24 protein-coding genes, 1 tRNA gene and 1 riboswitch are annotated in these 25,926 nt (G+C 64.9%); of the genes, 13 read left to right on the plus strand and 12 right to left on the minus strand.

What is annotated here, in order from left to right:
* Positions 1-13 precede the first annotated feature (13 nt).
* The 12 genes from AC3FJ6_RS02935 to ybgC form a co-directional block, all read right to left on the minus strand.
* The gene (locus tag AC3FJ6_RS02935) at positions 14-2,026 is read right to left on the minus strand and encodes a diguanylate cyclase domain-containing protein (protein WP_488770605.1); all 2,013 of its coding nucleotides are present in this window, start codon (positions 2,024-2,026) and stop codon (positions 14-16) included.
* Positions 2,027-2,155: 129 nt separating this feature from the next.
* Positions 2,156-3,037: a hypothetical protein gene (locus tag AC3FJ6_RS02940; protein WP_488770606.1), complete on the minus strand. Its 882-nt coding sequence runs from the start codon at positions 3,035-3,037 to the stop codon at positions 2,156-2,158.
* Positions 3,038-3,229: 192 nt separating this feature from the next.
* A tRNA-Lys gene (locus tag AC3FJ6_RS02945) sits at positions 3,230-3,305 on the minus strand.
* A gap of 70 nt (positions 3,306-3,375) precedes the next feature.
* A complete protein-coding gene (locus AC3FJ6_RS02950; RefSeq protein WP_488770607.1) occupies positions 3,376-4,491 on the minus strand; it encodes a YeeE/YedE family protein in 1,116 nt (371 codons plus the stop codon).
* Positions 4,492-4,587: 96 nt separating this feature from the next.
* A complete protein-coding gene (gene queC / locus AC3FJ6_RS02955; protein WP_488770608.1) occupies positions 4,588-5,271 on the minus strand; it encodes a 7-cyano-7-deazaguanine synthase QueC in 684 nt (227 codons plus the stop codon).
* Positions 5,272-5,478: 207 nt separating this feature from the next.
* Entirely contained in the window at positions 5,479-6,234 is a 756-nt protein-coding gene (gene ybgF / locus AC3FJ6_RS02960; RefSeq protein ID WP_153945609.1) for a tol-pal system protein YbgF, read from the minus strand.
* An 18-nt stretch (positions 6,235-6,252) separates the two neighbouring features.
* On the minus strand, positions 6,253-6,762 hold the full coding sequence (pal, locus tag AC3FJ6_RS02965; protein ID WP_197497450.1) for a peptidoglycan-associated lipoprotein Pal: 510 nt from the start codon (positions 6,760-6,762) through the stop codon (positions 6,253-6,255).
* 20 nt (positions 6,763-6,782) lie between these two features.
* Positions 6,783-8,123, minus strand: a complete 1,341-nt coding sequence (gene tolB, locus AC3FJ6_RS02970; RefSeq protein WP_153945610.1) for a Tol-Pal system beta propeller repeat protein TolB — start codon at positions 8,121-8,123, stop codon at positions 6,783-6,785.
* Positions 8,124-8,335: 212 nt separating this feature from the next.
* Entirely contained in the window at positions 8,336-9,424 is a 1,089-nt protein-coding gene (gene tolA / locus AC3FJ6_RS02975) for a cell envelope integrity protein TolA (protein WP_488770784.1), read from the minus strand.
* An 18-nt stretch (positions 9,425-9,442) separates the two neighbouring features.
* The gene (tolR, locus tag AC3FJ6_RS02980) at positions 9,443-9,880 is read right to left on the minus strand and encodes a protein TolR (protein WP_153945612.1); all 438 of its coding nucleotides are present in this window, start codon (positions 9,878-9,880) and stop codon (positions 9,443-9,445) included.
* Between the two features lie 21 nt (positions 9,881-9,901).
* A complete protein-coding gene (tolQ, locus tag AC3FJ6_RS02985) occupies positions 9,902-10,585 on the minus strand; it encodes a protein TolQ (RefSeq protein ID WP_066731701.1) in 684 nt (227 codons plus the stop codon).
* Positions 10,582-10,986 carry a tol-pal system-associated acyl-CoA thioesterase gene (gene ybgC, locus AC3FJ6_RS02990; protein WP_488770609.1) on the minus strand — a complete coding sequence of 135 codons (405 nt, stop codon included), beginning with the start codon at positions 10,984-10,986 and terminating at the stop codon, positions 10,582-10,584. Before ybgC ends, tolQ begins: the two co-directional genes overlap by 4 nt.
* 168 nt (positions 10,987-11,154) lie before the next feature.
* Positions 11,155-11,258, plus strand: a riboswitch (ZMP/ZTP riboswitch).
* Positions 11,259-11,438: 180 nt separating this feature from the next.
* On the opposite strand from ybgC, the gene glyA reads away from it, so the two are divergent.
* The 13 genes from glyA (at position 11,439) to AC3FJ6_RS03055 (ending at position 25,924) form a co-directional block, all read left to right on the plus strand.
* Positions 11,439-12,686, plus strand: coding sequence for a serine hydroxymethyltransferase (gene glyA / locus AC3FJ6_RS02995; RefSeq protein WP_488770610.1), 1,248 nt, complete (start codon positions 11,439-11,441; stop codon positions 12,684-12,686).
* A gap of 174 nt (positions 12,687-12,860) precedes the next feature.
* Positions 12,861-13,328, plus strand: coding sequence for a transcriptional regulator NrdR (gene nrdR, locus AC3FJ6_RS03000; RefSeq protein WP_029051311.1), 468 nt, complete (start codon positions 12,861-12,863; stop codon positions 13,326-13,328).
* A gap of 215 nt (positions 13,329-13,543) precedes the next feature.
* A complete protein-coding gene (locus tag AC3FJ6_RS03005; RefSeq protein WP_488770611.1) occupies positions 13,544-14,188 on the plus strand; it encodes a GspH/FimT family pseudopilin in 645 nt (214 codons plus the stop codon).
* 4 nt (positions 14,189-14,192) lie between these two features.
* Positions 14,193-14,747, plus strand: a complete 555-nt coding sequence (gene pilV / locus AC3FJ6_RS03010; protein WP_488770612.1) for a type IV pilus modification protein PilV — start codon at positions 14,193-14,195, stop codon at positions 14,745-14,747.
* Positions 14,744-15,586, plus strand: a complete 843-nt coding sequence (locus AC3FJ6_RS03015; RefSeq protein ID WP_153945721.1) for a PilW family protein — start codon at positions 14,744-14,746, stop codon at positions 15,584-15,586. The genes pilV and AC3FJ6_RS03015 overlap by 4 nt, the downstream gene beginning before the upstream one ends.
* A 55-nt stretch (positions 15,587-15,641) precedes the next feature.
* Entirely contained in the window at positions 15,642-16,169 is a 528-nt protein-coding gene (locus AC3FJ6_RS03020; protein ID WP_488770613.1) for a pilus assembly PilX family protein, read from the plus strand.
* Positions 16,170-16,227: 58 nt separating this feature from the next.
* Complete coding sequence (locus AC3FJ6_RS03025; protein WP_488770614.1) at positions 16,228-21,036, plus strand: pilus assembly protein; 4,809 nt, start codon at positions 16,228-16,230, stop codon at positions 21,034-21,036.
* 35 nt (positions 21,037-21,071) lie between these two features.
* Positions 21,072-21,539, plus strand: a complete 468-nt coding sequence (locus tag AC3FJ6_RS03030; protein WP_283780999.1) for a type IV pilin protein — start codon at positions 21,072-21,074, stop codon at positions 21,537-21,539.
* Between the two features lie 180 nt (positions 21,540-21,719).
* Positions 21,720-22,112 carry a hypothetical protein gene (locus tag AC3FJ6_RS03035; protein WP_488770615.1) on the plus strand — a complete coding sequence of 131 codons (393 nt, stop codon included), beginning with the start codon at positions 21,720-21,722 and terminating at the stop codon, positions 22,110-22,112.
* Positions 22,109-23,083: a PilW family protein gene (locus tag AC3FJ6_RS03040; protein WP_488770616.1), complete on the plus strand. Its 975-nt coding sequence runs from the start codon at positions 22,109-22,111 to the stop codon at positions 23,081-23,083. Before AC3FJ6_RS03035 ends, AC3FJ6_RS03040 begins: the two co-directional genes overlap by 4 nt.
* On the plus strand, positions 23,077-23,637 hold the full coding sequence (locus AC3FJ6_RS03045; RefSeq protein WP_488770617.1) for a pilus assembly PilX family protein: 561 nt from the start codon (positions 23,077-23,079) through the stop codon (positions 23,635-23,637). Before AC3FJ6_RS03040 ends, AC3FJ6_RS03045 begins: the two co-directional genes overlap by 7 nt.
* Positions 23,634-25,463 carry a pilus assembly protein gene (locus tag AC3FJ6_RS03050; RefSeq protein ID WP_488770618.1) on the plus strand — a complete coding sequence of 610 codons (1,830 nt, stop codon included), beginning with the start codon at positions 23,634-23,636 and terminating at the stop codon, positions 25,461-25,463. Before AC3FJ6_RS03045 ends, AC3FJ6_RS03050 begins: the two co-directional genes overlap by 4 nt.
* Positions 25,460-25,924, plus strand: coding sequence for a type IV pilin protein (locus AC3FJ6_RS03055; RefSeq protein WP_488770619.1), 465 nt, complete (start codon positions 25,460-25,462; stop codon positions 25,922-25,924). The genes AC3FJ6_RS03050 and AC3FJ6_RS03055 overlap by 4 nt, the downstream gene beginning before the upstream one ends.
* Positions 25,925-25,926 lie beyond the last annotated feature (2 nt).

The following is a 25,926-nucleotide window of genomic DNA, read 5'->3' on the forward strand; positions in this document are numbered from 1 at the left end:
CAGGCAAGCCGGATCAGCCAACCTGCACGCGATTGCGGCCCTCGCGCTTGGCCTGGTAACAGGCCAGGTCGGCCGCGTCGAGCGCATCCTCGCGCTTGGCCGTGCGTTCGTCGACCCGTACCAGGCCGATGCTGACCCCGATCGAGAATTCATGGTCGTGGCAGCGATACCGATAGGCCGCGATGGCATTGCGCAGCCCTTCGGCCACGCGCTCGCCATCGGCGGCGGCGCAATACTCCAGCAGCACCGCGAATTCGTCGCCTCCCAGCCGGGCCAGCGTGTCGCTGCGCCGTAGCTGATGCCGCATGACGTCGGCGATCTGGCAGAGCAGTTCGTCTCCGGCCGCGTGCCCGCAGGTGTCGTTGACGGCCTTGAACTGGTCGAGATCCAGATACATCAGCGTGTGCGTACAGCCTTCATGCTGGGCGCGCGACACCGCCGCCCCGAGCCGCCGCTCGAATTCCAGCCGGTTGACCAGGCCAGTCAGCGGATCGTGGCTGGCCTCGTACGCCAGTTGCGCGGCGTGGGCCCGCTCCAGGCTGACATCATGCAGGACGACCACGATGCCGATCGCCTGCTCGCCCTTGTCCCGGATCAGCGCCACCGATGGCTTGACGGCCAGCGTGAACCCCTGCGTGGCGGGCTCGCGGCGCTCGAGCAGCATCACCATCTGGCCGGGCCAGGTGCCCGCCAGCGCGCGCGGCACCAGATCGGCAACCGGCTCCCGGGTGGTTTCGTCATGCAGCCGGCAGACCTGTTGCAGGAAGCAGCCGGCGGCCTCGGCATCCGTCCATCCGGTCATGGTCTCGGCCACCGGGTTCAGCGACTGGATACGCCCCCAGACATCGGTGGTGATGACCGCGTCGCCAATGGCCTGTAGCGTGACCTGCGCGCGCTCCTTTTCGGCGAACAGCTGTGCCTCGAAACGCTTGCGGTCGGAAATATCGCTGAGCGACCCAGCCATGCGCGTCGCCTTACCGATGGCGCTGCGCACCATGCGGCCCCTGGCCCTGACCCACAGATAGCCGCCGCCCTTGCGGCGCAGGCGCAGTTCCACGTCGTACGGCGCGCCCTTGCGCACATGCCCCACCAGGCGCCGGTCGAATTCGGCCACGTCGGCCGGGTGCATCAGCGCCAGCAGGGTCTCGCGCGCATGCGGCAGTTCATGGGGGCCATAGCCGAGCATTTCGGCACAGCGTGGCGAGAAATACAGTTCGCCGCGATGGGGATGCCAGTCCCACAAGCCATCGGTGCTGCCGGCCACGGCCAGTTGCAGCCGTTCCTCGCTGACCGTCAGGGCCTGCCGCAACTGGCGGTACCGGCTCATTGCGCGGGTGGACATCCATGTGGCGCAGCCGAGCAGCGCTAGCGCCAGACCCGCCGTCCCCCACATCAGCCACGCCCGCACGCGCCGCGATGCCTTGCCCAGGGCGGCCGAGAAGGCTTCCTCCATGGGTGTCAGCAATGCATCGACGTCGGCAATATCGCGTTGCAGCGGCGCGACGCAGGCTGCCGCGCAGCCATGCTTGCTCACGCGCTCGCGCAGCCGACGCGCCATGACATCGAGCCGTGCGATCTCCGCGTCGGCGGCCGCCCAGATCGAAATCGCCTCATCGATCTCCGGCACATGCCGGAAATACCGGAACAGCCGGATCATGCCGGGTACATCGTCGGGGTGGTTGCCGCCGGTCAGGAGCCCCTGCACCGCGCGGGTGCGGTCGTAGTCGGGCTTTTCGAGTTCGAGCCGCGCCAGGTGGTCGCCCTGCGGCACGGCGATGCCGGCCAGATAGGCGTCGTAGTCGGCTTCATCGCGGCTTTCGGCGTAGCGCAGCAGGTGAGAGACCGCCGCCTTCTGGCCCTTGCTCCAGAGGCTCTCGCCGGCCACGAAGCCCCGGGCGGCGGACAACACGTCCACACTGGCGATGCAGAACAATGCCAGCGCCAGAACCACCGGGACAAACGGCCAGACGACACGCAGTACGTGCTCATTGGCCGGCAGGCTATCGCCGCCACCAGCTTGCTGCATATGAGACTTCCCGCGCCAGGCCATGGGCCCGGCCCTGTCGATGAATGCACCATGGCCGGCCTGGGGTGGCCAGCCTTGTCTGGTTGCATTGTCAATGAGGCGTTACGGGGTGTCTCTAACTCAGACTGGTTAATTGATGCCGGGAATATGCATCGGCCAACCACCTAGCAAAACGACGAGTAAAACGCCGTTCAACAGCGCAAGTCCGGTGAGGATGAAGGCCAGGGTTGGCAGCGTCTTGAGCCACGACATCCCGGCCGAAGCCGATGCGAAGGCCGCGTCAAGATAGCGCGTGGCCTGCTTTCGCACGACCAGCCAATAATAGCCACCGCCGGCTGCAAGGAGGACCACGATCCACGACAGCCACGCCAGCCATCCGAACGGCGCCGGCGCATTGTTGGCCCGGCCCGGCGCGCGTGGGGCGACTGGCGGCAATGGCTGCAGCGAATCGCGCAGCGACATCGGCACGGATTCGAACACCGGAGCGGGAGGATTCAGATCGTCGGTGGCGCTGACCGGCGACATTTCCGCATCCCTGCCCGGCAGGACGCGATGTGCCGGCGCCGGCAATGGCGGCTGCGTTCGCCTGACCGCCCGGTTGTCGGCCATCGCTGGCGGCTTGTGTGTCGCCGCTTCGCGCGAGGCCGCCCCAGGCGACGCCCTGCGCCAATCGGCGAACAGCTGGTCGAGACACCGCACCGTCGTGCACGCGTCACGCGCCCTGCGCCAGGCGTCGAGATCGCCCTTGCGCAACGTCCCGGCATACCGCCTGCGCTGCTGGTCGGCATAGATGCCTTCATAGGTCTCGTGCAGCATTGCGTAGTCGCAGATCAACTGCGAGCCGCGCACATGTTGCCGCCCAGGCTCCGCACAGGACGCACCCGCCGGGGCGGAAACATCACAACGGGGTCGATAGCTGTGCGGGCACGAGATGTCGGAAGCCCACGTCGCATGGGCGACCCACAATGTCAGGACGACGAAGAGAGCCAGGTGGCCTGCAATCCGCTGCATGGTGTCTGCGCATCGGCCTTTCGGGAACCGGGGAATTCATTCTAGGCAGCGGCGGCGCACGCTGCCTGATCTGTTACGTGCGTTTGCGCATGGACCGAAGGATAGAACACCAGATCGCGCTGGCAAGTGCGGATACATCGCAGGCAAAACAAAAGGGCCCGTGACTTTCGCCACAGGCCCTTCTGGGAATGCTGGTGGGTCGTGCGTGACTCGAACACGCGACCAACGGATTAAAAGTCCGCTGCTCTACCGACTGAGCTAACGACCCGGAAAAACTGAATCCGCGATTATAGGGAGCACCCTATGGGGTGTCAAGCTTCAGGCACGTCGAGCGCCACTCAGGCCATACGCTCCAGACGCCACATCTGATACTTGAAGGCCAGGATCGCGCCGACGATGATGGTCGCGAACACGATGAACGAACCGATGGCCAGCGTCGATACGCCCGACAGCCCCTGCCCGATCGTGCAGCCCAGCGCGGTCACGCCGCCCGCGCCCATCAGGATGCCGCCGACCATATGGTTGGCCACGTCCTCGGCATTGCCGAATCCTTCCCAGCGGAACGTGCGCGACACCAGCGCATAGGCGCACGCGCCCGCGATCACGCCGAAGACGCTGACGATGCCGATGGTCAGCACCTTGCTCTTGTCGCTGAACATCATCAGCCAGTCCAGCGTGTACGCGTACGGCGCCACGAAGCTCAGACTTTCCATGCGGCCGCTGTTGGTGCCGACGAACAGTTCTTCGAGCGTATTCGGATCTTCGGACACATAGCCAAGGTGGCCCGACACGTACCACATGCCGACGATGATCAGCCCCACGGCCAGGCCGCCCAGCAGGTTGTCGAACGACCGGAAGCCGTTGCCGACCAGCGCCCAGAGCACCAGCACCGCGCCGATCGCCACGCCGAGCACCAGCTGCAGCGTGCCGCGCGCCATGCCGGTGGCCTGCGCCACCAGCGAGGGCAGGTCCTGCGTGGATGGCAGCGCCACCCCCACTGCATCGACGGTATTCACCCGCACGACCCCGAACAGGCCGCGCAAGGTCATGTACGCCGACAGGCCAAGGAACACGAACACCACCAGCGATTTCAGGTTGCCCGCGCCAATGCGCACCAGCGTCTTGCTGCCGCAGCCCGACGCCAGCACCATGCCGAAACCGAACATCAGCCCGCCCACCGCCGCCGACAGCCAGCCAAGCCGGGCCGACGTGTAGATGGTCCGGGTCGGGTCGATCAGCCCCGCCCACGCCAGCACGCCGGTGCCGATCATCGCCACGCCAATCGCCATGATCCACATGCGCATACGGCTCCAGTCACCGATGTTGACGATGTCGGAGATGGCGCCCATCGTGCAGAAGTGCGTACGCTGCAGCACGGCGCCAAACAGGAAGGTCAGCACAAAGGTACTCAGCAGTACGGTGTGCGTGAGCGCGGGGATGTCGATTTCGGGCATGTCGTGACTGGGTGGCTCGTAGATTTCTGATTTTTTTCTGGACGGAGGCGCTCGTGGGCGGCGCCTCTCGTCCTGGCCGGCCGGTTGTTGCGGCGCTCAGGCGGCCGGCTGGTAACGCGTCGGATCGGCGACGCCGGCCTGCTCGAAGCCGGCCTTGCGGATGCGGCAGGAATCGCAAACCCCGCAAGCGCGGCCTTCGTCATCGGCCTTGTAGCACGACACGGTCAGACCATAGTCCACGCCCAGCTTCACGCCGGCACGGATGATTTCGGCCTTGGTCATGTCGATGATCGGGGCGTGCACGCGGAAGCGGTCACCCTCGACACCGGCCTTGGTGGCCAGGTTGGCCAGCGTTTCATACGCCGACACGTACTCGGGGCGGCAATCGGGATAGCCCGAGTAGTCCACCGCATTGGCGCCAAAAAACAGGTCGCGACCGCCGATGGCCTCGGCCCAGCCAAGCGCCAGCGACAACATGATCGTATTGCGTGCCGGCACATAGGTCACCGGAATGCCGCCGGTGGCGCCGTCGACGGGCACGTCGAGCGTGTCGTCGGTCAGGGCCGATCCGCCAAAGCGGCGCAGGTCCAGGTCGATGATCTCGTGGCGCCGGGCCCCGAGCGCGGCGGCCACCTTCTTCGCGGCATCCAGTTCGGACGAATGGCGCTGGCCGTATCGCATCGACAACGCATAGGTTTCGAAGCCGGCCGCATTGGCCATGGCGAGCACGGTGGCGGAGTCCAGGCCGCCGGAAAGCAGGACGATTGCACGTTGGGTCATGATGGGGTGCGCGCGGAACAAGCGCGCTGTCAAATACGCCGCGCTGGGCGAATCGCGTATTTTAGCGCGCCGGCGCCCCGGATACGATCAGGCGGGGGTGATGGGCGCCATGGCGGTGCGCCGGCCCCATGCGCGGTTACTCCGGCCCAAAAAAGAAAAAAACCCGCAAGGTTGCGGGCTCTTTCCTGGCTTTCGTGCCCCGGTGGGTCACTTCAGCGTCTTCAGCCGGTTGCTGGCGGCCTGGGCGCCTTCGGTACCCGGATACTTCGACACCACCGTCTCCAGCGTCTTCCTGGCCGCTGCCTTCTGGCCCGATTCCATCTGGTTGTTGGCAATGGCGATCATGGCGTCCGGCACCTTCGCATGCGTCGGGAACTGTTGCACCATGTTCTGCAGCACGAAAGTCGAACCCTTGTAGTCACGCTGCGCGTAGAGCGAATTGCCGAGCCAGAACTGCGCCAGCGGCAAGTACGGGCTTTGCGGATACTTCTTCGCAAACGCCGAGAACGCGTTGCCCGCGCCCTTGAAATCGCCCGACTGGAACTGCTTCAGCGCGGCGTCGTACTCGGGCTTTTCGGTCGGCTGTGCAAGCCCTTCCTTGCCATCGACGGTCACCTGTTGCGGCTCGAATTTCTTCAGGCGCGCGTCCAGGTCCGCGTAGTAATCCTTCTGCTGTTTCTGCAGCGTGTCCACCGTGTTTTGCAACACCTCGTTCTGACCACGCAGCCGGGCCACTTCCTGACGCAGACCTTCCAGCTGGTTCTGCATGTCGAGCTGCTGGCGGCTGTTCTGGTCGATACGCTGCGATGCCGTTGCCTGGAAACCGTTGAACTGGTCCCGCAGTTGCAGCACCGCCTTGCGCGCTTCGTCGTCGTCAAAGACGCCGGCGTGCGCGGAACTGGCTGCCAGCAGACCGCCGGAGACAGCGGCCAGCCACAGCAGGGTGGAAACGCGAGCTTTCATGAAGGATTATTCCGTGGATCAGTAGACGATGTCGGCGCGACGGTTTTCAGCCCACGAGGCTTCGTCGTGGCCGGTGGCCTTCGGCTTTTCCTTGCCCAGGCTCACGGCTTCCATCTGCGACTCGGGCACGCCCAGCGACGACATCGAGCGGCGCACGGCCTCGGCACGCTTCTGGCCCAGGGCCAGGTTGTACTCGCTGGTGCCGCGTTCGTCGGTGTTGCCCTGGATCAGGATCTTGCGGCCCTTGTTGGCGCTCAGGTACTGCGCGTGCGTTTGCAGCGTGCCCTGGTATTCCGACTTGACCGAGTAGCTGTCGAAGTCGAAATACACGCTGCGCTTGGCCAGCGGGCTGTTCGGGTCGTTCAGCGGATCGGCCGCAACCACCGGCGCCACGGCGCGCGGATCGGTCTGGGCGCCGCCCTGGTTGGCACCCGACTTCGATGCGTCGTCCAGCTTCACGCCGGAGCTGCAGGCGCCCAGGGCCAGCAGTGCAGCCAGGGCGAGCGATTTGGTCATCATTTGGGACATGGCGAGAGACTCCTCTTTTTCTACTGCATGAAAGGACCCCAGGACGGCTCGCGAACCTCGCCGGACTGGAGTGACAGAACCTGTTTCGTTCGGCCGTCCGTGGAGACTGCCGCCAGTACCGAGCGGCCGCCCACGCGGGTGGCATACAGGATGTATTTTCCATTGGCGGCGAAGCTCGGCGCCTCGTCGTTGGACGTATCCGTGAGAGAAGTCACGTCACCGTTGGACAGGTCCTGCAGCTGCAGGCGGAAGCCGCCCGAACGCGAGATGTAGGCCAGGTACTTGCCGTCCGGCGAAACGCGCGGACTGACGTTGTAGTTGCCCTTGAAGGTCACGCGCTGTGCTGCGCCGGATTCCTCGCCAGAGGCCGGCATACGGTAGATCTGCGGCGCACCGCCGCGATCGCTGGTGAAATAGATGCTGCGGCCGTCCGGCGAGAACTGCGGCTCGGTGTCGATCGCGCTGCTGCGCGAGATGCGGCGCAGGCCGGAGCCGTCGGCGTTGACCAGGTAGATCTGGGTGTTGCCATCGCGCGAGAGCGCCACGGCCAGGCGCTGCCCGTCGGGCGACCACGACGGCGCGCTGTTGTTGCCCTTCTGGTTCGACACCAGCGTGCGCTTGCCCGTGGCCAGGTCATGCACGTACACCACCGGCTTCTTGGCCTCGAACGAGACATATGCCACGCGGCGGCCATCGGGCGACCACGACGGCGAGATGATCGGCTCGCTGCTGGACAGCGCCACCTGGGCGTTCTGGCCATCCGAATCCGAAATCAGCAGCTGGTAGCGGTTGCCCACCTTCGACACATACGACAGGCGCGTGGCAAATACGCCACGTTCGCCCAGCAGCTTTTCGTAGATGTAGTCGGCGATCTTGTGCGCAGTCACGCGCAGCTGGCTCTGGCTGACATTGAAAGCCAGGCCGCCCAGGCTTTGGCCCTTGACCGTGTCGTACAGGCGGAAACGCACCTCGTACTGGCCATTGCCGGACGGGGTCACGCTGCCTGCCACGAACGCGTCGGCGCCCTTGGCCTTCCAGCTGCCCAGGTCCACCTGGGCCGATTCGGCGACGGTGGCGCCGGCCGGATCGATATTGCGGAAACGGCCGCTGTTGGTCAGATCGGAACGGATGACGGCGGTCAGGTTCTGCGCGCCCTGGCCTTCGCCCTGGAAGTTGGCCGTGGCCACCGGGAACTGGTTCGAACCCACGCCGGTGATTTCCACGTTCAGTTGCGCGTGCGCGGCGCCGGCCGACATCAGCGCCACAGCCAGCCAGGCCATCAGCGCGTGACGGCCCTGGTCGCGGGTGATCTTGGTGGTCTGGCGCCGGGACAGCCAGTTAGGGACCCAAAGCTTTCGCATGCTGCTCCTCAGTCGATTTTGGGATTCATCGGTACGGCGGGCACAGCAAGTCGGGCACAGGAACGGCATGCAGCTTGGCGCATGCTCCGTGCGTGTACGTCTTGCACACTGCCGGCCGCGTCAGGCAACCGTTCATGGTAGCGATGGGACTGGCGGCCAACGATGAAGGTTGCATTATGTTGCAAATCATGGCGCTCTCGACCCCTGGCTGGTCAGTCCTTGGGGCGGAACGTGATCGTGAATTCGAACGACGGGGCCTTGCCGCCCTCGTCGGTCGGCAGCGGATCCGAACGCTCCACGGCGCGCATTACGGCATTATCCCAGTCGGCGTCGCCGCTGGACTTGGCCAGCCGCTTGGACAGGATCGAGCCGTCCGGCGCCAGCCGGACCGCCACCACGGCCGGCGGATTGCCTTCCACGGTGCCGTTGAAGATGATGTTCGGCTTCACGCGGCGGCGCACCCGGTCGGAATAGCCCGGCGACGCCTTGCCGCCCGAGCCGGCGCCCGAGCCTGCGGCATTGCCAACGCCGCCGCCGCTCGACGACGCGCTGCCACCGCCCGCCAGCGCCTGCAGGCGCGCCAGTTCGCTCTTGCGCTGCGCGTTGGCCGCGGCATCGCGCTTGGCCTTGGCATCGGCATCCGCCTTGGCCTTCGCCTGTTTCTCGGCATCCGCCTTGGCCTTGGCCTGCTTGTCGGCTTCGGCCCTGGCCTTCGCGTCGGCTTCCTTGCGCTGCTGCTCGGCCTTCTCCTTTTCCTTTTCCCGGGCGATTTCGGCGGCCTTTTCCTGCGCTGCCTTGTCAGCCTTTTCCTTGTCAGCCTTCTTCTTCGCGTCTTCCTTGCGCTGCGCGTCGAGCTGCTGCTGGCGCTGCTCTTCCTTGCGCTGGGCTTCCTTCTGTTCCTGTTCCTTGCGCTCGCGTTCGCGGCGGGCGGCTTCCTCGCGTGCAGCGGCCTCCTCGGCCTGCTTGCGCTTCTTCTGCTCCAGCGCGATGTCGGCCGCTTCCTCGACCTTGCTGCGCACGGCCGGCTGCGGCGGCGTCGGCACCGGCTGCTCCACCGGACGGGGCGGCGGCGCGGGCGTGACGTCGGGAACCTCTTCCCAAAGTTCGGCCTCGGCACCCACCGGCGTGCTGCTTTGCCAATGCACGCCGTAGTACAGCACGATGCCGAGCAACAGGTGCATCAGCAGCGCGAGCAGGAACGACCGCATCGTGCCGCGTTCCTTGACCGGCTGATACGGATAGGCGGCGGCCTTCGTGCGCGAAGGCCCTGGCTGCGGATGACGTGACGAGAGGCTGGCCACTTTGGGACGCAATAGTGCTTACTTGGACTTGACCATCAGCCCGACGCGCTTCACGCCATCGGCCTTGAGCTCTGACATGACGTCCAGTACGGCTTCATACTTGACCGTCTTGGCGGCAGCAATCACCACCGGCTGGTCCGGATTCTCGTTCTGGCGCTGGCGCACGAAATCGGTCAGGCCGCGCTTGTCGAGCTTGCGCTCGAACGACCCGCCCGAGCTGTCCTTGCCGCGCGCGGTCAGCTGCCCGTCTTCATGCACGGTGACGACGATCGGCGGCGTTTGCTGCTGCGGCGTGGCGTTGGCCACCGACGGCAGGTCCACCACCGCGGGGCTCACGATCGGTGCCGCCACCATGAAGATGACGAGCAGCACGAGCATCACGTCGATATACGGCACGACGTTGATCTCGGCGCTGGCCCGGCGGCGCGAACCGCCGCGGCGCTGGATGGCTGCCATGTCTGATGCTCCCCTGTCTGTTTAACGCGTCTGGCGCTGCAGGATGTTCAGGAATTCTTCCATGAAGCTTTCGAACCGGATGGCCAGGCGATCGATCTCCGTGGCGTAGCGGTTGTAGGCAATCACGGCCGGGATGGCGGCGAACAGGCCAATCGCGGTGGCGACCAGCGCCTCGGCGATACCGGGCGCCACCGACGCAAGCGTTGCCTGCTGCACATTCGACAGGCCGCGGAATGCGTTCATGATCCCCCACACCGTACCGAACAGGCCGATGTACGGGCTCACCGAACCCACCGACGCCAGGAACGGCAGGTGCGATTCCAGCACATCCATCTCGCGCTGATAGGCGGCGCGCATGGCGCGGCGGGCGGCGTCCAGCAGGGCGCCGGCGTCGTTGCTGCGTTCGCGGGCCTTGAGGAATTCGCCCATGCCCGATTCGAAGATGCGTTCCAGCGCGCCGGTGTTGTGGCGGTTGTTCACGGCGCTGTTATAGAGCGCCTGCAGGTCGCCGCCGGCCCAGAAGTCGCGCTCGAAGCCTTCGGTCTGGGTGCGCGCCGAGCGCAGCGCCAGGTGCTTGCGGAAGATGTAGGTCCACGAGAACAGGGACATCACCAGCAGCAGCGCCATGACGGCCTGTGCCAGCAGGCTGGCGTGAAGGACCAGCGAAATGATCGACAGGTCTTGTGTGACGGTCACAGGATTCATCGAGCGTTTTTAATAGTAGCGAGAACAGGGGCAGGAATCGGGGCCGGACGGAATGCGCCTTTATCAACACATCCCACACGGATTTTGCCGCTGGCCAGCAGCAAGTCCCCGCGCCAGGCTTCCTGGGCGAATTGGACCGATGCTGGCCCAACCCGTTCGATATGCGTACGGATTTCCAGCTGGTCATCCAGCCGGGCGGGCGCATTGTATTCCACAGCGGTGCTGCGTACGACGAAGACCACGCCGGAGGTATCGGCAAGGGTCTGCTGCTCAATGCCGAGCGAGCGCAGCCATTCGGTCCGCGCCCGTTCGAAAAACTTGAGGTAGTTGGCGTAAAACACCACGCCGCCTGCGTCGGTGTCTTCCCAATACACGCGCAGCGGCCACACGAAATTTGGCATGGGCCGCATTGTAACGGAGCGCACTGGTTAACCCGTAGGCGACTTTGCAACAGCAAGTTGCGAGCCATACGCCACAGGGCCTTGACGGCGCAGGCGGCGCGCGCTCCGGGCCGGGCCGCTGCCGGGTTGCGGCCCGCGACGCGTTCGCATAAACTCTGCCGCAACCATTCCACCTTGCGCGACTGGCGAAGTCAGTGGGTACTACCACGAGGAAGCGCAAGTTCATTGGGCGTGAAGTAAAAATGCGCCTGCCGCTCGCCTGGGCAGCGAATGGGAAGCAGGGTGCGCCCTGTACCGGTCAGCCGCATTGCGCCGCCCGGTGCTGGACGCCAGTGCCTTCCCGCGCGCCCTATCCGCGAAGTAATTCCCGCTTTAATACGATTGCGCCGACCTGCAACCGATGCTCCTATCGTTTTTGCCGTCCGCTTTCCTTTTTACAGACGAGTCACGCCATGTTTGAACGCAGCCGTTTCACGATCGAACAGATCGACCCCGAAGTCTTCGCCGCTATCCAGAAGGAGAACCAGCGCCAGGAAGATCATATCGAGCTGATCGCCTCCGAAAACTACACCTCGCCGGCCGTGATGGCCGCCCAGGGTTCGCAACTGACCAACAAGTATGCCGAGGGCTATCCCGGCAAGCGATACTACGGCGGCTGCGAGTATGTCGACGTCGTGGAACAGCTGGCCATCGACCGCGTGAAGCAGCTGTTTGGCGCCGACGCCGCCAACGTGCAGCCGAACTCGGGCTCGCAGGCCAACCAGGGCGTGTTCTTCGCCATGCTCAAGCCGGGCGACACCATCATGGGCATGAGCCTGGCCGAAGGCGGCCACCTGACCCACGGCATGGCGCTGAACATGAGCGGCAAGTGGTTCAATGTCGTGAGCTACGGCCTGAACGCCCAGGAAGACATCGACTACGACGCGCTGGAGAAGCAGGCGCACGAAACCAAGCCGAAGATGATCATCGCCGGCGCTTCGGCATTCTCGCTGCGCATCGATTTCGAACGCATCGCCAAGGTTGCCAAGGCAGTGGGCGCCTACTTCATGGTCGACATGGCGCACTACGCCGGCCTGATCGCCGCCGGTGTGTACCCGAACCCGGTGCCGCACGCCGACTTCGTCACCACCACCACCCACAAGAGCCTGCGCGGCCCGCGCGGTGGCGTGATCCTGATGAAGGCCGAGCACGAAAAGGCCATCAACTCGGCCATCTTCCCGGGTATCCAGGGCGGTCCGCTGATGCACGTGATCGCCGGCAAGGCCGTGGCGTTCAAGGAAGCCTTGCAGCCGGCGTTCAAGGAATACCAGCAGCAAGTGGTGAAGAATGCCGCCGTGCTGGCCGAGACCCTGATCGCGCGCGGCCTGCGCATCGTGTCGGGCAAGACCGAAAGCCACGTGATGCTGGTGGACCTGCGTGCCAAGCAGATCACCGGCAAGGAAGCCGAGAAGATTCTGGGCGACGCGCATATCACGGTGAACAAGAACGCCATCCCGAACGACCCGGAAAAGCCGTTCGTGACCTCGGGCATCCGCCTGGGCTCGCCGGCCATGACCACGCGCGGCTTCAAGGAAGACGAAGCCCGTCAGGTGGCCAACCTGATCGCCGACGTGCTGGACAACCCGCACGACGAAGCCAACATCGCCAAGGTTCGCGAGCAGGTGTCCGCACTGACGCGCCGCTTCCCGGTCTACGGCTGATCGGACCGATGGCGTGGATCGCCCCCGGGCGATCTGAAGCGTATCTATAGTTAGTACGCACCAACGGCGCCGCCCTCCCCCCCGGGTCGGCGGCGCCGGTTGACCCGCCACAACCCCGCAGCAGAACTCAAAGATGCAAAATGCGGGCTGGCATATTTCTTCAGGTGGTCAGGCATGAAATGCCCCTTCTGCGGTCATTCCAATACCCAGGTCCTTGACAGTCGCGTCTCCGAGGACGGCGAAGCCGTGCGCCGCCGCCGGCGCTGCGAAGCCTGCGACCGCCGCTTCACCACCTACGAGCGCATCGAGCTGTTCTTCCCGGCCATCGTGAAGAAGAACGGCTCGCGCGTGGATTATTCACGGGCCAAGCTCAAGGATTCGATGCGGCTGGCCCTGCGCAAGCGGCCGGTTTCGGCCGAAGCCATCGACGAAGCCATCCTGCGCATCGAGGAAAAGCTGCTGGCGCTGGGCGAAAAGGAAATCCCGAGCAGCCAGGTGGGCGAACTGGTCATGCGCGAACTGCGCAAGCTCGACAAGATCGCCTATATCCGCTTTGCTTCGGTCTACCGAAGCTTCGAGGATGTGTCTGAATTCCGCGACGTACTCGACGAATTTTCGACCCCTACCCCACGAAAGGGGTAGCCACTTCGCCAAAAAAGATGTCTAATCTGCACTGACCTCCTTCGGGTAGGAGGCAGGCGGACGAACGCGCGTTTTCATCGCATAAAAATCGCTGCGACACAGCAGCGTCGCCACACGCGGAACCGGACCCATCAGAGGCCCGGACGCAACAGCATTCCAGCGCGCCGCGCAAAGAACAAAAAAAGAACTGTCGTTTTTTTGGACGGGAGTCACAAATGGGTCAGTCTTTCTGCCGGAAGGCAGCGGGCTTGCTGACGTCTTTGCTGCCTAAGCCTGGGGTCAATGCCGGCGTGGCTGCAGTGGCGTCAGGGGCGGTACACGCGCGCGCAGGTCAACGATACCGTCGGCGCGCGCGAGGGGTCACGCTGATCGAACTGATGGTGACCATTGCGGTACTGGCCGTGCTGGCCGCCGCAGCCGCACCGAACTTCAAGTCATTCCTGCATAACAGCCGGCTGTCGGCCGATGCCACGCGCCTGTTCGCGGACCTCGAACTCGCCCGCAGCGAGGCCGCGCGCCGCAACACCACGGTGACGGTCTGCCCGCTCGGCGCCGGCAATACCTGCTCCGACGACTGGACCCTGCCCCGCATCATATTTGTCGATGCGGACAACGACGGCGTCTACGCCAACACCGAAGAACTGGTGCGGCACAGCGATCCGCTGCAAGCCACCACGGAAGTCACCGCCGCCAACCTCGGCGCCACGCCGGATCGCGTACGCATGCGATCCACGGGCAGTTCCAGCACGCCCACCGCAAGCTGGAAATTCTGCGAGCGCAATGCCACGGAAGCCGGCCAGACGGTTTCAATGACCGGCAGCGGCCGGCCCTCCACCCAGCTGCAGTCGACGTGTCCCTGACGCCATGACGCCCTACTCCTCCCCGATCCCGATGGCGGATCGATGCCGGCTGTCGCGTGCGCGGAACCCGGCGCGCGGCTTTTCGTTGATCGAGGCGCTGGTCACGCTGATCGTCCTGTCGATCGGCATGCTGGCGCTGGCCAACCTGCAATTGCAGACGCTGGTGGACTCGCGCACGGCCGCGATGCGCAACTATGCCGCGCTGATGGCCTACAACCTGGCGGACCAGATTCGCAGCAACAGCACCGCCGTGACGAACGGCACGTTCAACGTCCCCAAGTCATCCGATGCGGTGGCCAAGTGCTATACCGCGGCAGGCTGCACACCGGACGAGATGGCTATCACGGCCTATGCCACATGGCTCGCGGACGTCCGGGAAAGCATGCCCGGTGGCGACGGCATCGTCTGCACGGACAGCACGCCCAACGACGGCTCCGGGTCAGCCGAAGACAAGAACGGCTGCGACAAGGACGCCAATGCGCCGTATGTCATCAAGATTTTCTGGAGCGAAGACAACGGCGGTACCCCTCAGCATTTCTCGACCGCGCTCATCCCATGACTACGCCAAACCGTCAGTTCCGCCGCCGCGCGGCCAGCGGCTTTACGCTGGTCGAGTTGATGGTCGGCATGGTGATCAGCATGCTGCTGATCCTCGCAGCCAGCTCGCTCTATATTTCGCAGCGCCGCACCAACAGCACGCAGGGAGATGTGGGCGAGATCCAGGAAAACGCCCGCGCCATTGCCCAGCTGCTGCAGCGCCAGGCGCGGCAGATCGGCTACTCCGATTTCCTGTACACGAATAACGACTTCGTGTCCCCCACGCTGGAAGCCACGAATGACGGTGGCGCGAACACCAGCGACACGCTGACGCTGCGCTACTACGGCTCATCGATGGCCGGCGGTGATCCGTTCGCCGCACCGGGCAGCCCGACATTTCCGAAGGCTGACGGCAGTTCGGTCGATTGCAGCGGCAACGACGTGAACGGCAACGTGCAGACCACCGAGATCTATTCGATCGTCAAGGACGCGGACGGTGTTCCATGGCTGCAGTGCGAGGTAAATGGCACCCCCACGCCTCTCTTCCGCAATGTCGAGGCGCTCCAGATCCTGCTGGGCGAGGACACCGACAACGACATGGTGGTGAACCGCTTTGTGCGGCCCGGGGCGGCCGCAAACATGGACAACGTCCTGGCCGTACGCGTGTCCGTCGTACTGCGCGGCAACAGCACCACCAATCCCGACATGGTCAAGACGAAGATCAACCATTTCGGCACCACGTACGCACCCGGTGACCTGGCGCCCAACGGGGATGCCGGCAGCGTGATGCAACTGGCCGCGGACGGCCGTCTTCACAGGCATTTCACGTTCTACATCGCCCTTCGCAACCGACTGACATAGGCCGGCCATGAAACACCGCATTCACCCAACGTCCCGCCGCACCGGGCAGCGTGGCATGTCGCTGATCCTGGTTCTGCTGCTCCTGGTCATCCTGACACTTGCCGGGCTGGCCGCCAGCACCATGAGCCTCAACTCCGAGCGCCTTGCCCGTAACACCCGGGACGAGAGCGTGGCCCTCCAGGCGGCGGAATCCGCACTGCGCGATGCACGCATGGACATCACCACGTACCGCAAACTGAACGGCCTGACGGGCTCGTCGCCGACCTGCGACATCGAGGGATACAAGGGCTACTGCCAGTACGCCACGTCCGGCCAGCAGGTCTGGGAACTCTACATCGAGGACCCCAAGCGATCGGTGGAAATGGGCGAGATGACCGGCCTGACGGCCACCCAGAAGATGGCCACGGTGGATACCGCCGGCGCCAACGGCGTATCGAAGCAGCCGCGCTACCTGATCGAGCCGCTCAAGGAGCCAAACGACATCGAGTTCGGCTCCAACAAGTATGTGTACCGCATCACGGCGATTGGCTACGGCCTGAACCCTGGCACCAAGGTGATGGTGCAGGAAGTCGTCCGCTTCTGACGACGACCCTTTGACGACTCAGCACTGTCTTGCGCAAACCCTTACTGTCAGGCGCACCATGACCTATCCCCTCTCTTCCCGACGCATCGTGAGCCGCGTGCAGGCTGCCCTGCTGGCTATGTCGAGCATGCTTGCCATCGCCACGGCCTCGGCCGCCGGCCCCCAGCTCACCCTGGCCCAGCGGCCGCTCTTCGCCGGTGGCAATGTGCCGCCGATGGTCATGATCGACCTGACCAAGGATCACACGCTGCACCAGAAGGCGTACAACGACTATACGGATCTGGACGGCGACGGCAAGCTCGATACGACGTACACCAACAGCATCGAGTACGCGGGATATTTCGATTCGGCCAAGTGTTACACGTACGACAAGACGACGATCAAGGGTTTCGTACCAAAGGCCCTTGTAGACAAGGACACGAAGTACTGCGATGGCTCGACCTGGAGCGGCAACTTCCTGAACTGGGCCACGATGAGCCGCATCGACGAGGTTCGGAAGATCCTCTACGGTGGCATGCGCTCGACGGATACCACGACCACCACGGTGCTGGAACGTGCTTTCCTGCCGATGGACGCGCACGCCTGGGCCAAGTTCTACAACGGCGCCGACGTCGCGAAACTTGTGCCGGTGTCCGTGGAAGTAGCCTCGGCCATCGGCACGCTAACGTCGAACACCAAAATGGCGCTGGCCGCAGCCGCGGCATCGAATATCGCGCTCAATGACGTGAGCAAGGTGCAGATCGGCGACCAACTGCGGTTCGAGCCAACCTCTGGCGCCACGGCTGGCAGTTCGATGACAGGCTGGGTGATGCAGGTCAACTCCGGCTCGGTCAACATGGCGTTCTATGCCGATGGCGTGTCGAACCCGGGCAACACCAGCACACAGTTCTCGTCGTGGAAGGTCACCAATCTGACGCGCGGCGGCCTGACCTTGTGCAACGTCACGCCGAAGGACTCCAGCAACCTTAACTCGCAGACCAATCAGCAGGCGCCGCAGATCCGCGTGGTAGCAGGCAACTACGCCACGTGGGGCGCCTCCGAGAAATGGCAGTGCAATTGGTATACCGAAGCCCACAATACGCAAGGGTCTTTCCTGCCCAAGATCAATGGCACCACGGTGTCGGGTTCGTCGAACGGCAACCGCGCCGCGCTCTCGGGCATCAACTCGTCGGCCGAAAATCCTCTGCAATCGGCACGGGGGCTGGGCATGGGCCAGGACGTCGGCGTCTACAACGCGCGCGTGCAGGTGTGCGTCAACGGCCTGATTGGATCGGAGAAGTGTGACCCGAATAACAACAAGCCGATCGGGCTTTTGCAGAAGTACGGCGGCCCCGGCCAAATGCTGTTCGGCCTGATGACCGGCAGCTATGACAAGAATATTTCTGGGGGCGTCCTGCGGCGCAACGTGACCAACTTCGCGTCGGAATTCAATCCCGACACCGGCGTATTTACCTACTCGGCCGCTACTAATCCGGTGAAAGGCATCGTCTGGAACATCGACAAGCTGCGCCCATACGGCTACAGCTACAGCGACGGCACCTATCTGAGCGCGGACCAGTGCAACTACCAGCAGACTGGTATCCAGCCGAGCGGGGGCACCAATGCCCAGAACAAGCCGGCCTCGGAAGGCAACTGTTCCACATGGGGCAATCCAATCTCGGAGATTTTCGTCGAAACACTACGCTACTTCGGTGGCAAGACGGCAACCAGCGCATTCCAGCCGGCCAGCAATGGTAAGGACGCCACACTGGGTCTGACACAGCCAGCCTGGGCCAACCCGATGGATCTGCCGAAGACGAATGCGAGCCGAGCACCGTACTGCACGCCGCTGAACGCGCTGGTTTTCAATTCAAGCGTGTCATCGTACGATGACGATCAGCTCAGCGGCATGAGCGCCCTGAACGGCGCGCCCGATATCAGCACCTATACGAACAAGGTAGGAGTTGGCGAGAACATAGCCGGCGGCTCCTGGTTTGCGGGCGGTATCAGCGGCAAGACGATCGACAACCTGTGCTCGGCCAAATCGGTCGGCAATCTCAGCGACGTACTGGGCATCTGCCCGGAAGGCCCGTCGCAAAAAGGTACGTTCCAGATCGCAGGCGCGGCATTGTTTGCCAAACAGAACCGCCTGCGTTCGGACGCCGACGCCGCCACGCTAGGCGTACCAGTGCAGGACACCACGTCGCTCAAGATGAACACCTACGCGGTGCAGCTCGCCACGAACACGCCCAAAATTAGCGTCAACGTGAACGGCAAGACCGTGACGATCATGCCGTCATACCAACTGCATCCTCAGTCGCCCAACGGCGTGACGGCCGCAGCCAGCACCGGTACGCTGGTGGACTTCAAGGTCATCTCGCAGACCGCCACCAGCGGCAAGTTCTACGTGAACTGGGAAGATTCGATTGCCGGCGGCGACTATGACCAGGACGTCTGGGGCATCCTAAGCTACAACGTCAGCGGCGACACCATCACGGTGTCCACACGCGTGGTGTCGGGCTCGTCGGCTAACGGCCAGGGCTTCGGCTACTCGATCTCCGGCACCTCGCAGGATGGCCCGCACTTCCACTCCGGGATCTACGACTTCCAGTACAGCGATCCCACCAATATCAAGGTGACCCCCTCCAGCGCGCCGATCAATACGACTGGCGGTTGCAACAAGTGTAATTTTGGCGATCCGGAGACTAGCGTCGTCTACACGGCCAACGGCAAGGCCGGCTCGCAATTCCAGGACCCATTGCTGTACGCCGCCAAGTGGGGCGGTTTCAACGATCAGAACGGTAGCGGCACCCCCGACCAGACGTCCGAATGGGACGTGACCCTGTCGAACGGCAGTAAAGGTTCGGACGGCGTGCCCGACAATTACTTCTACGCGACCAACCCCGTCGCGCTGGCCGCAGCACTGGAAAACGCCTTCCTGTCGATTCTGAAGACCTCATCGGCGGCAGCGGTGGCGGCAAGTACCACATCGCTGAAAACCGATTCCAGCATTTTCCAGGCCCGCTTCAATGGCTCCGACTGGTCGGGTCAGGTGTTGGCCTATCGCCTGGACAAGAACGGCAACATCGCCTCCCAGGAAAAGTGGGATGCGGGCGCCAAGCTCAAGGGCGTCAACCAGGACAGCCGTGCAATTCTGACCTACAACACCGCCGACACCAACAGCGCCGGCATTCCGTTCCGTTGGGATAGCTTGCCCACGGCATACCAGACCGCGCTGAACGGCACCGACAAGCTGGGCACCAAGCGGCTGCTCTGGCTACGCGGCGATCAGAGCAATGAACAGACGATGTTCCGCGCCCGCTCTACCGCGTTGGGCGATATCGTCAATTCCAGTCCGCAGTACGTGGGAACGCCCGCCGCCGGGTATGGCGACGCCACCTATGTAGCTTTCGTCGCCGCGCAGAGCAAGCGCAAGCCGATGATCTATGTCGGCGCCAATGACGGCATGCTGCACGCATTCTCGGCCGACATGAGCGACGACCCCGCTAGCGACGGCGGCAAGGAGCTGTTCGCATACGTGCCGTCGGCGCTATATGGCAAGCTGGCCGACCTGACGGCTCCCAAGTATGCGCACAGCTACTACGTAGACAGCACTCCGACAATCACCGATGCCTACGTCAACAGCGCATGGAAAACCGTGCTGGTTGGCGGGCTGGGCGGCGGCGGGAAGGGCATCTATGCGCTTGATGTGACCAACCCGACGGCGATCAACGAGTCCACCGCGGCGTCCACCGCACTCTGGGAATTTACCAGCGCCGATGACGCAGACCTCGGCTACACCTATGGCCGGCCGAAGATCGTGCGGCTGGGCAACGGCAAATGGGCTGCGGTCTTCGGCAACGGCCTGAACAGTACTGCGGCACGCGGCTCGATTTTCGTAATTTTCCTGGACCGCCCGGCCGGCAGCAAGACTTGGCGCCTCGGCACGGACTACCTCAAGCTGACGGTCAACGACGCCACCGACGCCCAGAAGAAGTCCAACGGCATCATGCAGGTGTACGTGACCGATACCGATGGCGACTACGTGGCCGACGCCATCTACGCAGGCGACCTGCTCGGCAACGTCTGGAAGTTCGATGTCAGCGGCAAGACCGCGGCGGCCTACCAGGACACCCGGCAACTGCTGTTCAAAGCCACCGACGCCGGCGGCAATGCCCAGCCGATCACAACGTCGTTTGGTGGGGTGCGTAATCGCTGGGGCGGCTACATCATGATGTTCGGCACGGGCCGGTACGTGGATGTTGGTGACCCCGCAAACATGGGCACGCAGTCGGTCTACGGCATCTGGGACAAAAACAGCAGTGGGCAGCTCACGATCACGCGTTCCCAGCTGGTGCAGCAGTCCATCACGATGGAAGCCCAGTACAAGGGCGGAGACTGGTACAGGGTGCTGAGCAAGAACCCGGTGAACTACAGCGGCGGCGCCATGGGGTGGTATCTGAACCTCGCTTCGCCCGGCGCGGACCCGCAAGGCGAGCGCGTGGTCTATGATCCGCAGATTACCGGCACGCGATTGCTGTTCTCCACGCTCGTACCCTCCAGCGATTTGTGCGAATACGGCGGCACCGGCTGGGAAATGCTCATCGACGGCCTGACCGGCGGTCAGACGGTCGCGATGTTCGACGCCAATGGCGACGGCAAGTTCGACGGATCGGATGCCGTTGGCGGCAGCGGTAACACCGCTGGCCAGGTAGTGAACGGCAAGAAGTCGAACAACGGCATCCTGACCAATTCGACCGTCATCGGCAACAATTCGTACACCAGCGGAAGCGGATCCAACAGCAGCGCCGGCGGCGGTATCAGCAGGAACACCATCAACACCGGCTATCCAACCGGCCGCGTGTCATGGCGGCAGATCCAGCGCTGATGCCTGGGCAGGACGGGGATGACAGGAGAACTGCGATGATGAAATTTGAGAAGACCAGGGGCGGGCGCCACGCCGGCGCCCGGGGCTTCACGCTGATAGAGCTGATGATCACGGTGATGATCGTCGGCATTCTGGCGGCGGTCGCCATCCCGCAATACCAGCAGTTCGTGACCAAGTCGCGGCGCGCCGAGGCCAAGGCTGGCCTGGCCCGCGTGCAGGGGGCGCTGGAACGGTACTTCACGGTCAACAACACCTACACCGTCGATCCGTCGGCGCTCAAACTGACGAAGTGCGATGACGCCAAGACGCCGTCTGGCGACACCTGCGAATCCACCAACTACATCATCACCATCGCGCCATCCGGCGGCTCTATCGCCACCGGTTTCCAACTGACCGCCACGCCAGTGGCCAATCGCCAGGACCCCGTGTGCGGCAATTTCACGGTCGACAACCTGAACGTCAAGACGTCGACGGGCACGGGTGCAGCCGGCACCTGCTGGTAGCGGACTCGCAGCAAGGCTGCCGAGCGGCGTCGGAGGTTTCGGAGAGCCGCTCGGACACACATTGACGCAACTCCGTCACATCCGGACACGTTTTAACCCCCTTCCTGCCGCTATCGTGGCCATCCGTTCCCGACGAACCGATGTGCCATGCCTTGCTCGGCTTCCTGTTTTCCGTTTCGATTGATCCGCCGCCCCGCTGCGGCCCTTGGCGTTTCGCGTCATCAGGCCCGTGGCGACGTTCTTGTCGAATCACTGGTCTGCCTGGCCATCGTGGGCCTGGGCGCGGTACCGCTGGCCACGCTGGGCAGTGCCTGGTTGCGCTGGGGTGGCCACCACGAGCGGCTCGGCGCCACGCTGCGGCTGGCGGCGGAACAGGCTGAGGCGCGCGACGAAGGTTGGCGGCTGGTCAGCGGCGATGCAGACCGTGCTGCGCTGTGCGGGGGCACCTTCGCCGATGGTGGCTGCCTGCACGGCGACCACATCGCACTGGCCACCTTGCCGCCTGATGCGCTGACGCGCCCGCATGACCGGGCAATGTCCGTGACGCACATTGCCCTGTGGGTGCGGCCATGACGTGCCGCCGCCTGACGCATGGGAACGCACGAGGCTTCACGCTCGCCAGCCTGATGGTAGGCATTTCCCTGGGCCTGATCGCCACATTTGCCGCACTGGCCAGCTTCCAGGTCATGCGCACCGCGTATGCCACCGTGGTTGACGGCGTTTTGATCGAGGAACGGGGGCAGCGCGCGTTGTTCATCCTGGCCCACTCGATTCGGCAGGCAGGATGGATTCCCGCGCATGTCGCGCTCGCGCCGGCGCATCCGGCGCCGGTGCCGCCCATCGAAGGACGCGACGACTGCGCGCAGCCATCGCTCCACACGCAAACGCAGACACCATCGCGGACGCAATCCCCGATGCAGTGCGCGCGGGGCGGTGTGAACGGCAGCGATGCGCTGCTTGTGCGCGTATCCGGCAGCGGCCTTGCCGCCGACCCCACCTTGCCTGACGGCACCATGAGCGACTGCGGCGGCTATGCACTGCCGGCCCGCGCCATCGTCCGGGCCAGCGGGGCGGCCCTGCCTCACCACGCCTCGACCAACCTGTTTTACGTGGGCACGGGCGGTGACGGCGTGCCACAGCTGCTGTGTCGCTATCCGACCCGCCAGGGCAGCCGCCTGCTGGCGGGCGCCCACACGGCCGGCACGCTGGTGCGTGGTGTGGAGATGTTGCAGCTGCGCTACGGCATGGACTTCGACGGCGACGGACGGATCGACCGATTCGTGCCGGCGCGTGAATTGCCCACACAGGGCTCCGCCGGCTGGCATCGCGTGCACGCAGTGCAGATCGCCGTGGTCATACGTGGCGAGCGCCCTACGCTCGCGCCTGGCACCACGCAACGGCTCACGCTGTTTCCAGGCGACGGCGCCAGCCACGCCGACGACCAGGTCTTCATGCCGGCCAGACATCCGCACCTGAGGCGCCGGGTGTTCGCCACCACGGTTCGCCTTCGCAACCCGTCTCCGTGCCAGGGGATCATATGCTGAGTCGTCGCAGGCCTACAGGTGCCGCGCTACTCGCGTTCGTCGCCACGCTGATGCTGCTGATGGGTGGCATCTGCGCCGCTGCCACACACTTTCTGCTGGCAGGCCGGCAGCTGGCAAGCCAACCGCTCGACCGCGAGATCGCCTTCCGCGCCGCCGAAGCGGCATTGCACGATGCCGAAGCCGACCTGATCGCCGCCATCGCATCGGGCAGCGCGCGTCTGGCCAGCTGGCCCGCGCCGGGTACCTGCGCGGAGGGCGCGCAGCGTGGGATCTGCATGGCCGACGGGGATCACCGCGTGTGGCAGGCATGGCTGGACGGCGACGTGGGCGGTGCGGACGCTAGCATCGGTGTCGCGCTGGGCACCTTCACGGGCGCACAACTGCCGGTACTGCCGGCAGCCGTGATCGGCGCCACGACATTGCCCCGCTACCTGATAGAGATCCGCGACGACCCGCCGGCGGCCGGCATGTGGCCACGCATGCGCATCGTTGCGCTGGGCATGGGACGGGACGCGGAAGTCCGCGTGCTGCTGCAGACGGAGTTTCAGCCATGAGCATCGCCTATCGTGTCGTTCGATTGCTTCTCACCCTGGTCGTGGCGGCATGCTCGATCCCCGCAAGCTTCGCAACGCCCGGTCAGCTTCCGCTGGGATATCGCGTCTCCAGTGGCAACTATCCCTGGACAGGCCGCCTGCATGCCCTGGCGTTCCGGACGGCGGCACTGTCTGTCGCGCCCGTACAGATGCCCTGGGAAGCCGGCGATCAGCTCGATCGCCAGGACTTGCACGCGCGGCGGCTTTACCTTGGCGGCGGCCAGATCGTTCCGTTGCGCTGGCCGGCCATCGATGACGATGCCCGGTCCGTACTCGATGGCGTCACACCGCAGGACGCCGGGCAAGCGCGGCTGGCATGGCTGCAAGGCGACTTCCGGAATGCTGCCCTGCGGCAGCGCGATACCCGCCTGGGCAATGCTGCGGGCGCGCGCGTGCACGTCATGGCGCCCCCCGCCTGGTTGCCGATGCAGCCCGGTCACACGGATTTCCGTCAACGCCATGCCAGGCGGCCGACCATGGTCTGGCTGGGCACCCGTGACGGCCTGTTGCATGGCTTCGACGCCGTAACCGGGCAGGAACGGGTCGGCTACCTGCCGCGCGCGGCCCTCGCAGGCGCCGCCCTGCTGACCCAACCCGCCGGGACTGTGCCATCCGCGCCATGTCCGCGCCCCGTCAGCATCGACGCCGACCCATCGGGCACATGGCGCACGCTGCTGCTGTGTGGAATGCCGGCGCGCCAGACGTCGTCGTTTGTCCAACCCGGCGCGGTATTCGTGCTCGATGTCTCGGCGCCCGACGCGCCAACGCCGATCCGCCTGCTGTGGGAAGTGCAAGCCAATGACATGCTTCGTCTGTCGGGCAGCGGCCCCATCGGTGCGGCCATGTGGATGGCACGCGGCGAGCGGCGCTGGGCGGCGGCGGCAATCGTTTCGTCCGACGCCGGCACGCATGCGCGCGCGGCGCTGGCGCTGCTGCCGCTCGACCGGCCCGCGCAGAACTGGGCGACATCCGCAGACGTCCCACGTATCACGTTGCCCGATGCCGGCTGCGCGGCGACCACCGCATCGATCCCCTTGCTGGCCGTGGCCATCCGCAGCACGGCCAGCGGCATGGCGCACGCGGCGTATGCCACCGATGCGGCCGGCAGGCTCTGGCGCTTTGACCTTGGCCACTTGTCCACAGGTGCCCCGGCGCCGTCGGCCACCTGCATGCACCGGCAGAGAGGCATCGCCGGTGACAACACCGACGCCCCGGTCGTCGTGCAGACGGGCACAACGCCGCTCATCGTCTACGGCACCGGCAACGAGGTGTCCGCGATACCAGATGCCCCCGGCGGCTCGCAGGCACCGGCCAGCATCGCGGCATTGGCGAAGGGCGATGGCGTCGTCCTCCGGTCGGCACAACCCGGCGCCGCTTCCGCAAACGGCTGGACGCTGACCCTGCCCCGCCCCGGCGAACGCGTGGACACGCTCTACAGCGCCAGCCCGGTCCACCTGGGATTTACTACCGTGGACGAAGCGGGAACACGGCGCAGCTATCTTGTCGATGCCGCCCGCGGCGAGTCGGTGACCACCCTGGGCGGCGACGGCAAGCCGGTCCACGCCGTGACCGGCCTGCCATGGGCCGGCGGCATGCCGGCACCCATCGGCATCACGTCGATACTCGCCACCGGCCAGCCGACCACTCCTGCTACCGCCACGCGGGACACATTGGGACTCGATCTGTGGCAGGTGGACGGCGACACGGCCGCGCTGTTGCAGCAGGCACGCTGGCACAGGCGGCGAGGACGCCTGGGCTGGCGCGAACTGGTGAGGTCGCCGCAATGATGTCAAATCGACCCGATCGCGCACCCCGGACCGCCGGCTTCAGCCTGGCCGAACTGCTGGTCGTGGTGGTCATCGTCACCATACTGACGATGCTGGCCGTGCCTGCCTGGCAGCGTCAGGCCGAGCGCGGCTGGCGCATGCAGGCACGTGCGGAACTGGTCTCGGCCATGCTCGCGCTGGAGCGCCATGCGCTGGCGAACCTGACGTTCGCCAGCGCAACCGATGACGCGACACCGGCCGGCAACTGGCCGAAAGCCGTCCCACCGCCACCGGCGCGTACCCGTCACTGGCTTACCGCCACCAGCTGCGACGGCATCTCGCTGTCACGCTGCGTGGAAGTGCGCGCCGTCCCGGTACGGCCCGACCCGCTTTGCGGCACCCTGGTGCTGCGCAGCAGCGGGGAGTGGCTCTTTCTGCCCACGCCAGACGGTGGCGCAAAGCGGTTGCCCCCGGAGTGCTGAAC

The sequence above is a fragment of the Cupriavidus sp. 94F1 genome, from assembly GCF_057798875.1.

Excerpts from the sequence above, each read along its gene's own strand:
- pilV (WP_488770612.1), top strand. The coding sequence starts at position 14,193 with ATGACGCCCTACTCCTCCCCGATCCCGATGGCGGATCGATGCCGGCTG.
- AC3FJ6_RS03055 (WP_488770619.1), top strand. The coding sequence starts at position 25,460 with ATGATGTCAAATCGACCCGATCGCGCACCCCGGACCGCCGGCTTCAGC.
- AC3FJ6_RS02940 (WP_488770606.1), bottom strand. The coding sequence starts at position 3,037 with ATGCAGCGGATTGCAGGCCACCTGGCTCTCTTCGTCGTCCTGACATTG.
- nrdR (WP_029051311.1), top strand. The coding sequence starts at position 12,861 with ATGAAATGCCCCTTCTGCGGTCATTCCAATACCCAGGTCCTTGACAGT.
- queC (WP_488770608.1), bottom strand. The coding sequence starts at position 5,271 with ATGACCCAACGTGCAATCGTCCTGCTTTCCGGCGGCCTGGACTCCGCC.
- ybgC (WP_488770609.1), bottom strand. The coding sequence starts at position 10,986 with ATGCCAAATTTCGTGTGGCCGCTGCGCGTGTATTGGGAAGACACCGAC.
- glyA (WP_488770610.1), top strand. The coding sequence starts at position 11,439 with ATGTTTGAACGCAGCCGTTTCACGATCGAACAGATCGACCCCGAAGTC.
- AC3FJ6_RS02935 (WP_488770605.1), bottom strand. The coding sequence starts at position 2,026 with ATGCAGCAAGCTGGTGGCGGCGATAGCCTGCCGGCCAATGAGCACGTA.
- tolB (WP_153945610.1), bottom strand. The coding sequence starts at position 8,123 with ATGCGAAAGCTTTGGGTCCCTAACTGGCTGTCCCGGCGCCAGACCACC.
- tolQ (WP_066731701.1), bottom strand. The coding sequence starts at position 10,585 with ATGAATCCTGTGACCGTCACACAAGACCTGTCGATCATTTCGCTGGTC.
- AC3FJ6_RS03020 (WP_488770613.1), top strand. The coding sequence starts at position 15,642 with ATGTCGCTGATCCTGGTTCTGCTGCTCCTGGTCATCCTGACACTTGCC.
- AC3FJ6_RS03050 (WP_488770618.1), top strand. The coding sequence starts at position 23,634 with ATGAGCATCGCCTATCGTGTCGTTCGATTGCTTCTCACCCTGGTCGTG.
- tolR (WP_153945612.1), bottom strand. The coding sequence starts at position 9,880 with ATGGCAGCCATCCAGCGCCGCGGCGGTTCGCGCCGCCGGGCCAGCGCC.
- AC3FJ6_RS03025 (WP_488770614.1), top strand. The coding sequence starts at position 16,228 with ATGACCTATCCCCTCTCTTCCCGACGCATCGTGAGCCGCGTGCAGGCT.
- AC3FJ6_RS03030 (WP_283780999.1), top strand. The coding sequence starts at position 21,072 with ATGATGAAATTTGAGAAGACCAGGGGCGGGCGCCACGCCGGCGCCCGG.
- ybgF (WP_153945609.1), bottom strand. The coding sequence starts at position 6,234 with ATGAAAGCTCGCGTTTCCACCCTGCTGTGGCTGGCCGCTGTCTCCGGC.
- AC3FJ6_RS03015 (WP_153945721.1), top strand. The coding sequence starts at position 14,744 with ATGACTACGCCAAACCGTCAGTTCCGCCGCCGCGCGGCCAGCGGCTTT.
- pal (WP_197497450.1), bottom strand. The coding sequence starts at position 6,762 with ATGTCCCAAATGATGACCAAATCGCTCGCCCTGGCTGCACTGCTGGCC.
- AC3FJ6_RS02950 (WP_488770607.1), bottom strand. The coding sequence starts at position 4,491 with ATGCCCGAAATCGACATCCCCGCGCTCACGCACACCGTACTGCTGAGT.
- AC3FJ6_RS03005 (WP_488770611.1), top strand. The coding sequence starts at position 13,544 with ATGGGTCAGTCTTTCTGCCGGAAGGCAGCGGGCTTGCTGACGTCTTTG.
- AC3FJ6_RS03040 (WP_488770616.1), top strand. The coding sequence starts at position 22,109 with ATGACGTGCCGCCGCCTGACGCATGGGAACGCACGAGGCTTCACGCTC.
- AC3FJ6_RS03045 (WP_488770617.1), top strand. The coding sequence starts at position 23,077 with ATGCTGAGTCGTCGCAGGCCTACAGGTGCCGCGCTACTCGCGTTCGTC.